Here is a 12820-nt window from a genome sequence, read left to right on the forward strand (position 1 = left end):
ACTGTAAAACAGGATGACATGAATTTTATGCAGGATAGATCCTATTTTGTTGTCAGTGCTTGCTGTCCGCCTGCAGCAAAAAACTCTACGAAAATTTAAAAATGGATAAACCCCGGGGATGTATCCCATACGAAAATAACATTCAGTGCATGTGATCATTTCTTGGGCAGAAACGGCGCAAATGATTCACAGGCTTGGCCGTCAATGTCTGCCCACCGCTAACGGAGATTGCTATTGTGATAGGGGCGTTAGACATCTCTGCAAAGAGGTGTTACAATGAAAAGTGATTATAAGCTGAAAGGAATGATGGGTGGACGATGGATAACTAATCTCTTTTTTAGAAATTTGAAATGATATTTCGAATGATACTAATTAAGGATTAGTCTGCCCATTTTCTCACCATATTCCTGCCATCTTTCTGCAATGAAAGATGGGTTATTTCAGTACGGTAAAATGCGGCTAATCCTTCCAAATTCATTGGGAGGATTTTTTTTATCCTCCCACGAAGAGGGGAAGATAATTGATGCAGGAATTAATCTTATTACAAAATGTAAGTGTGGAAATAAAAGAAAACACTATTTTCGAAAATTTAAATACAAACGTACAGCAGGGAGATGTGATCGGGATCATTGGCAAGAATGGTGCTGGGAAATCCACCCTGTTAAAGTTGCTGAACCAGGATGTACCGCCTTCAAAAGGACAGATGATACATCTGCAAAACGATCTTAAAAAGACGATGGTTGAACAAGAAACCGAGTCTTATTCTTTTCAAGAGGTGACTTCTGATGAAGTAGCCTTATTAGAGAAATGGCAAGTTCCAACTCTTGATTTCTCCAAATTAAGCGGGGGGGAAAAATTAAAGGCCCGGCTTTCAAAAGGGCTCTCACAAGAGACAGATATTTTATTGCTGGATGAACCAACAAACCATCTTGATGAGCAAAGCATGAAGGTTCTCACAAAACTGATTAAAAGACACAGAGGCACCATTATTCTTGTATCCCATGATCGTTATTTTTTAGATCAAGTGGCAACCAAGATATGGTCGCTTGAAAATAAAACCCTTATAAGCCATAAGGGCAACTATTCCAGTTATATGAAATTCCGTGAACAGAAAAGACTCACACAGCAGCGGGAATTTGAGAAACAGCAAAAAATGGTTGAACGCATTGAAGGCCAAATGAATGAGCTCACCTCCTGGTCGAAAAAAGCCCATGCACAATCGACGAAAAAAGAAGGGTTTAAAGAATATTTTCGAGTGAAAGCCAAACGCATGGATGCCCAAGTAAAATCCAAACAAAAGCGCCTCGAGAAAGAGATTGAGAAAATGAACGTTGAACCGCTTGAACCAGAATACAAAGTGAGTTTCTCCATGAAAGCAAATAACAAAGTGGGAAAACGCTTCTTGGAAGTCAAAAATTTAACTAAATCGTTTGATGGAAGAACGTTGTTTAAAGACGCCAGTTTTACGATACAGCATGGAGAAAAAGTTGCCATTTCTGGTCCGAATGGCAGCGGGAAGACGACTTTTTTAAAAGTCATTCTCGGACAGGAAACGGCTGAAGGAGAGGTATGGATCTCACCTTCTGCCAAGATCGGCTATTTAACGCAGGAAGTGTTTGATTTACCGCTTGAGCAAACGCCCGCGGAGCTCTTTTATAAAGAAACCTTCGAAGAGAGGGGGCAGGTTCAAAACTTAATGAAGCATCTAGGATTTATGGCTTCTCAAGGGTCAGAACCCATTGAACATATGAGCATGGGTGAACGTGTCAAGTGCAAGCTGATGAAGTATATTTTAGAAGATAAAGATGTACTGATCTTAGATGAGCCAACGAACCATCTTGATTTAGCCTCACGTGAACAGCTTGAAGACACGTTAGCTCAATATAATGGTACTTTATTGGTCGTATCGCATGACCGCTACTTCCTGGAAAAAACGGCCAATACCAAGCTTGTTATAGCGAACTCAAGTATCCACAAGCAGTTAGGCGAACCAGCATCCGCAAAAGATGATAGGGAAGAAATTCGTCTGCAGCTTGAAACAGAGAGGCAAGAAGTTTTAGGGAAGCTTAGTTTTATGACTCCCCAGAATAAAGAATATAATGAACTTGATCTTAGGTTTAAGGAGCTTACGAAACGAATAAAAGAGCTTTAAGAATGATACGTTAGGCAATTTATGCAATTTAAACGAACGTTTAACCTGAACAAAGGTTTTTTGCCCGGACTGTAGAGTATGAAGCAGAAAGGGAGAATTTCATGTTTAATGTGGAGATAAGAAGGCCCTCGATTAAAGATGTTTCACTGCTGCATGAATTTTTCCGAATCGTCATCACTGATACCTTTTCTAAAGAGGGAATCGGAGAGAAGCTGGAAGATTTAAACGAGGAAATTGAGAGGAAGAAAGATTATTTGGAAAATGATTTAAACAGTGAAGGATTGGATCGCTATTTCCTAATTGCACTTGTAAGGGATCAAATGGTTGGATCCATCGAATTCGGTCCCGTAAGTGAACTTATCCGTTCTTGTACAAAAGGTGCTCTAAAAGAGCTGATGGAGATCGGTACTGTGTTTGTTCATCGTGATTGCCAAGGACAAGGCATAGGCAATCTCTTATTGAGCAGGATGTATGCCACACTTCAGAATAGAGGCATAAACGAATTTTGTTTAGACAGCGGGTACCAAAGTGCGCAAAAAATCTGGACAAAGAAATTCGGTGAACCGGATTACCGGCTTAAGGATTATTGGGACAAAGGCTATGACCATATGATATGGAGAGTAGGCTTACAATCTATGAGGGTATAAAAAAGTATAGTTGCAAGAAATTTAATAATAAAAACGACAGAAAAGGGCAGCGAATCAGCCACCCTTTTCACTTTATTTTGATAGTGTCATTATATCTAAGATCGCGGCAATCAGGATCCCTGCGGCATATCGAAACAGATCTGCAATAAGAAAACCTTTGCCCAGGATTAATGCTCCGAACAATGTACTTCGAATGTGATTGATCCAGTCAGCCTGATAAAGCTGGCTGAATTCAATGCCGAAGCTGAACAACAGACTGAGACATATGGCTGTCGGCAGGCCTTTTTGTATGAGCAAAAATCGAAATCCGAAATAGACCATCATGGCCCACAGCACATCCCCGGCATTCTGTGCCGCTAATAACGGAAGCAGATGGCTCCATTTTCTGGAGGCGAGGCCTGAAAAAATGGTGATAATGATTGCGATACTATAGGCTATCCTTAATTTGCGAGTCTTCAATGGAATCACTCTTTATACTTTTATATATGGCAAATCTGAATGTACATGGATAGGATAATAGAAGCAATCATTAAATTTGTTATGAGAGAGCGATGTTAAATTCCTTTAGCAGATCTTTAAACGCCGGCCTTTCATTTCCGCCTCTCCCCAAGATATGGGTGGCTGTTACTAAAGAATTTAACACAGCTTCTTCCACTGCTTCTCCAACGGCACGAAAAGCTGTATCCATATCCTCCTCATGAATGGCAGGAATGGTTAAGCAGGTTGAAGGTTTGTCATGGGGGATTTTAGTCGCTGTTGAAAATCCGATGACGATCTCTCCGCTGCCATGCGTGATGATGGAACCTGTCCGTGATAATCCGGCAACCGATCGTTTAATGATACGGTTGAGCTGGCGTTCAGAAACTGGCAGGTCAGTGGCAACGATCACCATGATCGAGCCTTTATCTTTTTCCTCCAATGATTGGAGCAGTGCTTCTTTCAGCTCCTGCCCAATCATCCTGCCGTTTATCATAAGATCACTTAAAATCCCAAAGTTCGACAACACGAGCACGCCGATGGTGTATTCTCCATGATCCAATTGAAATCTTCTGGATGCTGAACCGATTCCGCCTTTCAAGGAATAACAAAGCATGCCCGTTCCTGCTCCGACACTGCCTTCCTCAAATTCAGGTGAAGCGTTATGTATCGCTTCGTGAACATGTTCCTTCTTAACAAATTGTGCCCTCACATCATTGAGCAGCATGTCGTTGCACTCTCCGATAATAGGATTAACCGTTCCCGTCGAACGGCCGATTTCAGGATTATCTTCCAGCATATATTGGATTAAAGCATCTGCTGCTGTTCCGATACTTAAGGTGTTCGTTAAAATGATGGGCGTCTCCAGCACACCCAACTCTTGCATTTGAATGGCACCCATCGTTTTTCCAAAGCCATTGATCACATGGCTTGAAGCAATCAATTTTTCTTTAAACGTATTGCCAGGGTGGGGCAGGATGGCTGTTACTCCTGTTTGCATGTCCTGATCACTAAGGGTTACATGGCCGACTGTTACACCCGCTATATCGGTAATGGCGTTATAGTGGCCGGGTTCCAGCCGCCCTATTTTTACCCCGTAATCACGTATCCTTTTTTGGTGGTGCATTGAAAAATCACCTTCTATCTCTTATTAGATTTTCTTTCTTTAGTTTACCATTGTCTTTTCCTTCATTTCAGAAGAAAGAATGCCGGAAATGGATATGTCTGGTAAAATAAAAGGAGAGGTTTAATTAAGGATGAGGAAAACCGGTATTACTGTTAATATTGATCATCGTTGCTCTGTGAGATGTTATCAGACTAAGGAAAAATAGCCAGACGATAAAAAATAAAGAGGCTTAAATTATCGGACGGGGGACATTGATGAAGAACAAGTATGTTGTTCTAGGATTGGTGCTGGTGTTTTTTATTGGGTTTGTATCCTTTTCCACAAATGAAAAAACAGAGAATGTACGAACGGCCACTGATGACCACCCGGAGCAGACCGATGCTCCAGAAATGGATGTTACGAAAGCGGTTAAAAAAAATGCACTGCTGCTTGACCCTAACGTTTATGCTTTAGTAAAGAAGGATGAAAAAACCTTTTGGCTTAAGCTTACACCCGACATGGATTTGGAAGAGATGACCGATATCGTAAATCATATAGCTTATTTTATATTCTCCAGGGAAGCCTTAAAGGCAGGCATGAATATTAATCAGGAGGAAGTGAAGCGAGAACTCGAAGCCTTGCAGACTGGAGAAAATAAGAAGTATCATGACCGCAGGCTGAAAGATTCCAATTTAACAAAAGAACAGTATTGGTCAGAAATAAAAGAACAGATTGAACGCAACAACTTAAGTCAGCAATATTTGAAAAAAGAAATTGGAGAGCCTTCAAAAGTAGGCGGAGCCGAATACAAACAGGCTGTAAACCAATTGATTGAAAAGACCTACTTAAAACATCAAAAGGATATCCAGGTCAATTCAATGCTGCTGAAAAATGAGGGTTAAGAAATTGGGATTGATGATATTTCGTATAGTGATAATGAAGGACTATCGGTGCTTCATGCAGAAAGTTAATCGATCTAGACGCATGGTTTAGAGAAGCAATGGGGGATGTTAAATGAATCAGTTAGTGTCAGAGCTGGAAAAGATCCTCTCTGCAGTGCCGAGGAAAATGGAAACTGTTACGGATTTCGAGGACAAACCACTTCCGTCCAAGTGGTCTAAAAAAGAAATTCTTGGACATCTTTGTGATTCAGGGAATGTGAATCACCAGCGTTTTGTTGATATCATCGCTTCAACTGACGTGGTTACATTAAAAGGCTATAATCAGGATTTTTTTGTGGAGATCCATGATTATCAGCATTCTTTTAGCGTCGAAGATATTATTCATCTATGGATTTCAGTTAATAAACAGATCACCGCGCTTCTTGTGAATGTTTCTGAAGAACAGTGGAAGCTTGATTGTAGAGTAGATGCCCAAACCGTTCAAACGTTAGAGTGGCTCGTAAAGGATTACATTGATCATATGAATCATCATCTCGCACAAATATTGGCAGGGTGTTGAGGAACTGTCCATATTGAAACGCAAACTTTTAACTTCTTTATATATGACCGTTCTAATAACCATAACTTATGGTTCAATCAGTGGTGTTTAATGGTCGTTTATCTCCACTGGGGAATGACAGTTGAAGATGGCCTGGTGAATCTTGGACTGAAAATGAGATCCGGACATGTAAAATAAAGGGAATAATCTGTCGTACCGCTAAGCTGCAGCTCTCGTCCTCAAGAACTATTTTGGGATGGGAGTTTTTTAACACCTACAACGAATATAAAAAAAATGATAAGACAAAAGGGGATAGCTATGAATCCTTTATTAATGGAAGTTCCGACTCAATTAGAAACGGAAAGACTGATCCTTAGAGCACCCTTGCTGTCTGGGGATGGAGAGGTCGTCAATCAAGCGATAAAAGCATCTCATCAAGAATTAAAAGCCTGGCTGCCATTTGCTCAGACGATTCCGGCTGTAGAAGAAACGGAAATTAATTTGAGAGGGGCACATATCAGCTTTCTGAAAAGAGAAAACTTCCGCTTCCTCATTTTTGACAAGAACACTTTTGATTTTATAGGCACCACCAGTCTGCAGGGGATTGACTGGGAGATACCAAAATGTGAATTAGGATACTGGATGAACACAAAATTCGTCGGACGCGGATATATGACTGAAGCTGTAAAAAAATTAACGGATTTTGGTTTGGAACAGCTGCAGTTTAAAAGAATTCAAATCAGGTGTGAATCGGCAAACATAAGAAGCCGATCGATTCCGGAAAAATTGGGGTTTATCCTGGAGGGAATCCACAAAAACGATGATTTATCAGCAGATGGTTCAAGGCTGACTGACACTTGCGTTTATGCCATAACCAGATGAACGGGACGTAAGGAGGACATGAAGCGGCTGACGTGAATTGCATTTCATATCAAGCTTTACAGGAACCAAAAAGTAATCATAGAACTTATTAGTTCCTACGTCACTTGAAAGTGCGTACTTCTCATTTGAAAATTAATGTTCGATAATGAACTTGTTTGATTTAGCTTAACAAGAGGAGGAAGAATAGTGGCAAATCATTTACAAGATACAACCACTTTGCATAATGGAGTAAAAATGCCCTGGTTCGGGCTAGGGGTATTTAAAGTTGAAGAAGGTCCGGAATTGGTGAATGCTGTAAAGTCAGCCATTAAGCACGGTTATAGGAGCATTGACACCGCAGCCATCTATGAAAATGAGGAGGGTGTCGGAACAGGGATCAAAGAAGGGCTTGCCCAAACAGGTTTAAAACGGGAAGATCTATTTATTACTTCAAAAGTCTGGAATACGGACTTGGGTTATGAATCCACGCTGGCCGCCTATGAAGAGAGCCTGAGAAAGCTTGACTTGGAATATCTGGACCTGTATCTTATCCACTGGCCGGTTGAAGGCAAGTATAAAGATGCCTGGAGAGCGCTTGAAACGCTATATCAGGAAGGCCGGGTAAAAGCGATCGGAGTAAGCAATTTTCAAATTCATCATCTTGAGGAATTGATGAAGGATGCGGAGATCAAACCGATGGTCAACCAGGTTGAATACCATCCGCGGTTGAACCAAAAAGCGCTTCAGGAATTTTGTAAAACGCAGGATATCCAGCTCGAAGCCTGGTCACCTTTGATGCAGGGGCAATTGCTGGATCATCCGGTTTTAAAAGAAATAGCAGACCGGCACAACAAGTCTGTGGCTCAAATTATCCTAAGATGGGATCTGCAAAATGGGGTCGTTACCATTCCTAAATCAACGAAGGAGCATCGAATCATCGAGAACTCCCAGGTCTTTAATTTTGAGCTATCGGATTCGGAAATGACTCAGATCGATCAATTAAATCAAAATCTCAGAGTAGGACCAGACCCTGATAACTTTGATTTCTAAAAAAAAGACGCGATTTTATTCGCGTCTTTTTTTCATGCCTTTCATCTTTTGAAAGGAAGAATTTTCTGTCTCATTTTTATATCAAAACTTATTGACAAAGCAGCCAATTGCCATCATCATTAGTAATGATAATTATTATCAATTATGTTGGGGGAATTCAAATGAATAGAAGAAATCTCTCTATTTTTATTTTTGCCTTTTTTTTATTAATAGGTATACCATCTCAGGCAGCAGCGAAGGAAAGCAGCTCCCAGGTCAAGGTGTCTCAGAGCATTCCTTACATAGATGCATCGATTGATGCGGTGAAACAAAAGGATTTCAACCAGGCTGAAACGTCGTTTAACACGTTTAAACAGAAATGGACCCGGGCTGAAGGGGAGGTCCGTAAAGAAAATCTGAGCGGCTACAGCAAGATAAAAACGAAAATGGCAGCTGTTTCTGTAGCAATGTTAAATGAAGATCAGAAGAAATCGGAAGAATCTCTTCAAATGCTAAAAGTGTTGCTTAATCAATATAAAGAAGGACAGATGGCCAATTCATCTGCCAAAACATCTTCGAAACACGTAAGTATCTCTGCGTATTTACTAAAAATTAAAGAAGCGAAACAATCTCTTGATGAAGGGGATCAAGCCCAATCAAAAGCACAGGTTGAGGAGTTGAAATCTCTTTGGCTCAGCGTAGAAGGAAACGTGGTAGGGCAATCCCAAAAAGTATATAACAACTCCGAGCGGAGGCTGGTTCTGCTTGCCTCTTCTGTCAATAACCCAAATGAAAACAAGAAATCCATTCAAATGCTTGATGATATGGAGAAGGACCTGAAACCGCTCGCAAATTCTTCATACGGCATGTGGGATGCAGCATTGATTCCGCTGCGCGAAGGCCTTGAAGCATTGCTTGTGATCGGCGCCCTGTTAACTTTTACAAAACGAAGAGAAGAAAGTAAAGGCGGTCTTTATGTCTGGGGCGGAACGATCACAGGAATCGCTGCCAGCTTGGGGGTAGGCTTCCTCGTCAGCTATGTGCTGAGTTCATCTGCTTTCGGCCAGAATAATTTTCTCATTAATGGCTGGTCTGGGGTCATCGCGAGCCTCATGCTGCTGTACGTCAGTTACTGGCTGCACAGAAATACCAATGTGAACCGCTGGAACTCTTTTATGAAGACGAAAACAGAAAAAGCGGTAAGCGGTGGAAAACTTCTCTCACTCGGAATATTGGCGTTCTTGGCCGTTCTCCGTGAAGGAATTGAAACCGTCATCTTCTTGATCGGGATGGCGAATCAGATGTCCTACACCTCTTTGATTACAGGTATCCTTCTCGGGTTTGGAATCCTGGCCGCCATCGGTGTATGCATGCTGAAGCTAAGCGTTCGTCTGCCGCTGAAGCCTTTCTTTATGATTTCAAGTCTGATCGTGTTTTATCTGTGCATAAAATTCATGGGATCCGGCATACACAGCTTGCAGCTCTCAGGCTTCATGCCGTCCACAACAGCTGAATACATTCCTACCATCCATTCATTTGGCGTGTATCCGTCCTTGTACAGTACGATGCCGCAGCTTATTATCATCAGCATTGCAATCATTGTCATTTTTGCACAGCAGTTAAAGAAGAAAAAAAATAACCATAATCGGCATCAGGAGGCCAGCTAATCATGAAATTATCAAAATCCATTATTCATACTGCACTGACTCTTTCTTTAATCACAGTACCCGTTATTTCGGGCTGCAGCAATGAGGCGGCATCATCCGGTGAACATAAAAAAGCAGCATCATCCAAGAAAAATGAACTGAAATCACAAGTAAAAGAAATGCAGGGATCACTCCATCAACTGCAGGACTCTCTTCAAGAAAAGAATGAAGAACAAGTAAAAGAATACGGCAAACGCTTGAATAAGCAATGGTTATCGTATGAGAACAACATCCGCGAAAAGTACCCGCTGCTGTATACGGACACTGAAAAATACTTGCTCCCTTTGTATGCTGAAGTAACAAAAGATAACTATAACAGCAGCAAGGTCCAGCAGTTAAGCGTGGACTTGGACCGTTCCTTAACAAACCTTGAAAAAGCAAAAGAAACTACACAGAAAACGACAGAAGTATTGGATACAGCAGTGAAGAAATATAAAACGTATGTGGACGAACAGACAGAGGCACTGGTCAAATCAACAAAAACTTTTAATGATGCCGTAAGAGCGAACGATACACAAAAAGCGAAAGAGGCTTATGCCGAAGCTCGTGTATACTATGAACGCATCGAACCGATCGCTGAGAGTTTCGGTGATCTTGATCCAAAGATTGACGCTCGCGAGAACGATGTTGAAGGTGAGTGGACAGGTTTCCATAGAATTGAAAAAGCCTTATGGAAAGACGGCAGCTTAAAGGATATGAAAAAATACGCCGACCAGCTTGATCAAGATGTGGCGGAGCTGCAGAAAAAGGTTCAGGGTGTAAAATTGAACCCGACTCAGATTGTTGCAGGTTCCATGGAATTGCTGAATGAAGCGGCAATCTCCAAGGTAACGGGAGAAGAAGAACGTTATTCGCACATTGACCTCGTTGACCTCGCGTCCAATGTAGAAGGTTCTCAGGCGGTATACCATGCGGTTCTCCCGGTTCTTAATGAAAAAAATAAAGATTTGGCACAAGATTTGGATACTGAATTTAATAAAATTACAGCCTTGCTTGAAGAGCATAAGAAAAGCGGAGCTTATTTGGATTACAAGAAACTGACCAAGCCTCAGGTGCGTGAGCTGAGCCAGCAGTTGAATACACTATCTGAATCCATGGCCCAAACGGCTGAAATTTTTCAATAGATTAGGAGAATCAACGTGAAGGAAAAAGAAGACCAAACGGTAAAGGAGCAGGAAGAACTTAAAACTTATTCAAGAAGGGACATGCTGAAAATGTCTCTTCTGGCTGGGGCTGGGGTAGCGATCAGTGCGAGCGGCATCGGCGCAGTCACAACCATGACAAATGTCTTTGGCGAGACTACGAAAAAATCAGGGTCATCTGCTGAAAAGGAAAGCATTCCGTTTTATGGCAAGCATCAGGCTGGCATTGTGACACCTCAGCAAACCTATGCTTACCTTGCTGCCTTCGATTTTACAACGGACTCGAAAAGCGATGTGATCCGGCTGTTGAAGCAATGGACGGTTCTTAGCGAGCACATGAGCCAGGGCAAGACAGAACAGAAATTCAACAATGATTGGCTTCCTCCAAAAGACACCGGTGAGGCTCTCGACCTTCCTCCATCCCGCTTAACGATGACCTTTGGCTTTGGACCTTCTTTTTTCAATACAAAGGGAATCGACCGGTTTGGCGTAAAGAGTAAAGCACCCAAGCATCTAAAGGACATTCCGGCCATGCCGCGGGATAACCTCCAGGACCCATTCATTGGCGGGGATATGTGTGTGCAGGTTTGTGCAGAAGATCAGCAGGTCGCTTTCCACGCCATCCGGAATTTTATTAAAACAGCAGTGGGTAAAGCTGAGATCAGATGGATGCAGTCAGGATTCATTAGTGCCAAGCATGGAAAAACTCCGCGCAATCTCTTCGGTTTCAAGGATGGAACCGCGAATTCCGGGCCAAAGGATACGAAAGCCCATGACCAGATAATCTGGGCAGGAGAAGGTGAGCCAGCGTGGATGAACGGCGGTTCGTATATGGCCTTCCGCAAAATTAAAATGTTTCTGGAAGTCTGGGACCGTTCATCTCTAAAAGATCAGGAGGACACGTTCGGCAGAAAGAAGGAGAGCGGTGCTCCGTACGGCAAGATCAACGAGCATGATAAAGTGAATCCGATGCAAATGCCTCCTGACTCCCATACAGCGATCGCCAAACGTTCAGGACAGCAGATGTACCGCCGGGCCTATTCCTACACGGATGGTGTGGATTCCAAAACGGGATATGTCGATGCGGGCTTAATGTTTATCAGCTATCAAAAAAATCCGGACGAACAATTTGTACCGATGCTTAAAATGATGTCGAAGGCAGACAAGCTGAACGAGTATACGCAGCATATCGGAAGTGCCCTATTTGCCGTCCCAAGAGGGATAAAAAAAGGTGAATATATTGGACAGCCTCTTTTAAGCAGCTTTTAAGAAAAGAAACAACCCGATGAAAACCAGATGATTGAAGGCAGGTAAACCAAGTGTTTTACAACTTTTTCCTATAAGGCGATACGGTGGTGGTTCATCGGTCTAGCAGCGTCAGCCGGGCGCAAGCAAAAACAGGTGGCAGACCTAAAGTGGATCCCCTCATGCTGGAACTGGCACTGAAAATGTATTTTGATGTAGACAGCGCCTATTCTATACATGAAATCGTACAAAAAACCGGGGTGAGCCTGGCAACATTCTATCGCTATCTAAACAGAAAGCCTGTTCATGGAAGTAACCTTTTAAAAACAGTGCATCATACCGAATTTTTTCGGATGATGCACTGTTTTTTTATTACGTTTGATTTTCAGAGATATATGTTTTTACGCTTGGAGGCTCATAGGTGCTGAATTGAATAAGAAGGTCTTCAGGTGCGGAAGCGGCGAGTGCCATCTCCCGGTACTTTTCCTGCAGAAATCCTTCGGCCGCCATGTGGTTAAACAACGAGATCAGAGGATCAAAATAGTGGTTAATATTTAAAAGACCACAGGGTTTTTGGTGAAGGCCCAACTGCGCCCATGTGAAGATCTCAAAGAACTCCTCCATGGTACCGGGTCCGCCCGGCAAAGCGATAAATCCATCTGACAGTTCGGCCATTTTCGCTTTTCTTTCGTGCATCGAATCAACCACGATCAGTTTAGATAAATTCTTATGGGAAATTTCTCGTTTTTCCAGAAAGTCCGGCATGATTCCCGTCACATGTCCGCCATGCTGCAGAACGGAATCCGCTACCGCGCCCATCACACCAACACTTGCTCCGCCATAAACCAGCCCAATTTTCCGGTCAGCGAGCTCCTTGCCCAACCGGGCAGCTTCTTTTACATAAATATCCGAAACGCCGTTGCTGGAACCACAGAATACCGCCAAATTTTTCAAATGCACCACTCCTCCTTTTATCCAGTTAAAATTATATCAATACTTTCTTAAAAGCTAGTAAT

At 42.3% G+C, this 12820-nt stretch carries 12 protein-coding genes; 9 read left to right on the forward strand and 3 right to left on the reverse strand.

Going from position 1 to position 12820, the window contains the following annotated elements:
- The first annotated feature begins 523 nt into the window (after nucleotides 1-523).
- Nucleotides 524-2152 (forward strand): ribosomal protection-like ABC-F family protein, encoded by a 1629-nt coding sequence (abc-f, locus tag ABHN01_RS19195; RefSeq protein ID WP_429876847.1) that lies wholly within the window; start codon nucleotides 524-526, stop codon nucleotides 2150-2152.
- Between the two features lie 101 nt (nucleotides 2153-2253).
- Entirely contained in the window at nucleotides 2254-2799 is a 546-nt protein-coding gene (locus tag ABHN01_RS19200; protein ID WP_429876848.1) for a GNAT family N-acetyltransferase, read from the forward strand.
- Between the two features lie 72 nt (nucleotides 2800-2871).
- Here the strand turns inward: ABHN01_RS19200 and ABHN01_RS19205 are convergent, their stop codons facing one another.
- Complete coding sequence (locus tag ABHN01_RS19205) at nucleotides 2872-3258, reverse strand: DUF2809 domain-containing protein (RefSeq protein ID WP_429876849.1); 387 nt, start codon at nucleotides 3256-3258, stop codon at nucleotides 2872-2874.
- Nucleotides 3259-3337: 79 nt separating this feature from the next.
- Nucleotides 3338-4402 carry a P1 family peptidase gene (locus tag ABHN01_RS19210; protein ID WP_429876850.1) on the reverse strand — a complete coding sequence of 355 codons (1065 nt, stop codon included), beginning with the start codon at nucleotides 4400-4402 and terminating at the stop codon, nucleotides 3338-3340.
- 254 nt (nucleotides 4403-4656) lie between these two features.
- Between ABHN01_RS19210 and ABHN01_RS19215 the strand changes: the two genes are divergently transcribed.
- The 7 genes from ABHN01_RS19215 to efeB all read left to right on the forward strand — a co-directional run bounded on the left by ABHN01_RS19215 (nucleotide 4657) and on the right by efeB (nucleotide 11828).
- The gene (locus ABHN01_RS19215) at nucleotides 4657-5283 is read left to right on the forward strand and encodes a hypothetical protein (protein WP_429876851.1); all 627 of its coding nucleotides are present in this window, start codon (nucleotides 4657-4659) and stop codon (nucleotides 5281-5283) included.
- Nucleotides 5284-5395: 112 nt separating this feature from the next.
- Nucleotides 5396-5842 (forward strand): DinB family protein, encoded by a 447-nt coding sequence (locus ABHN01_RS19220; protein ID WP_429876852.1) that lies wholly within the window; start codon nucleotides 5396-5398, stop codon nucleotides 5840-5842.
- A gap of 297 nt (nucleotides 5843-6139) precedes the next feature.
- Nucleotides 6140-6703: a GNAT family N-acetyltransferase gene (locus ABHN01_RS19225; RefSeq protein WP_290401121.1), complete on the forward strand. Its 564-nt coding sequence runs from the start codon at nucleotides 6140-6142 to the stop codon at nucleotides 6701-6703.
- Between the two features lie 186 nt (nucleotides 6704-6889).
- A complete protein-coding gene (locus ABHN01_RS19230) occupies nucleotides 6890-7732 on the forward strand; it encodes an aldo/keto reductase (protein ID WP_429876853.1) in 843 nt (280 codons plus the stop codon).
- 161 nt (nucleotides 7733-7893) lie between these two features.
- Nucleotides 7894-9378: an FTR1 family iron permease gene (locus ABHN01_RS19235; protein WP_429876854.1), complete on the forward strand. Its 1485-nt coding sequence runs from the start codon at nucleotides 7894-7896 to the stop codon at nucleotides 9376-9378.
- A 2-nt stretch (nucleotides 9379-9380) separates the two neighbouring features.
- Entirely contained in the window at nucleotides 9381-10541 is a 1161-nt protein-coding gene (efeO, locus tag ABHN01_RS19240; RefSeq protein WP_429876855.1) for an iron uptake system protein EfeO, read from the forward strand.
- Between the two features lie 15 nt (nucleotides 10542-10556).
- Nucleotides 10557-11828 carry an iron uptake transporter deferrochelatase/peroxidase subunit gene (gene efeB / locus ABHN01_RS19245; RefSeq protein ID WP_429876856.1) on the forward strand — a complete coding sequence of 424 codons (1272 nt, stop codon included), beginning with the start codon at nucleotides 10557-10559 and terminating at the stop codon, nucleotides 11826-11828.
- Nucleotides 11829-12176: 348 nt separating this feature from the next.
- On the opposite strand, the gene ABHN01_RS19250 is transcribed toward efeB, so the two are convergent.
- Nucleotides 12177-12758, reverse strand: a complete 582-nt coding sequence (locus tag ABHN01_RS19250) for a TIGR00730 family Rossman fold protein (RefSeq protein ID WP_290401125.1) — start codon at nucleotides 12756-12758, stop codon at nucleotides 12177-12179.
- Nucleotides 12759-12820: the final 62 nt, after the last annotated feature.

Source organism: Fictibacillus sp. NRS-1165 (genome assembly GCF_050468105.1).
In the GTDB taxonomy this organism is placed as follows: domain Bacteria; phylum Bacillota; class Bacilli; order Bacillales; family Fictibacillaceae; genus Fictibacillus_C; species Fictibacillus_C terrinigri.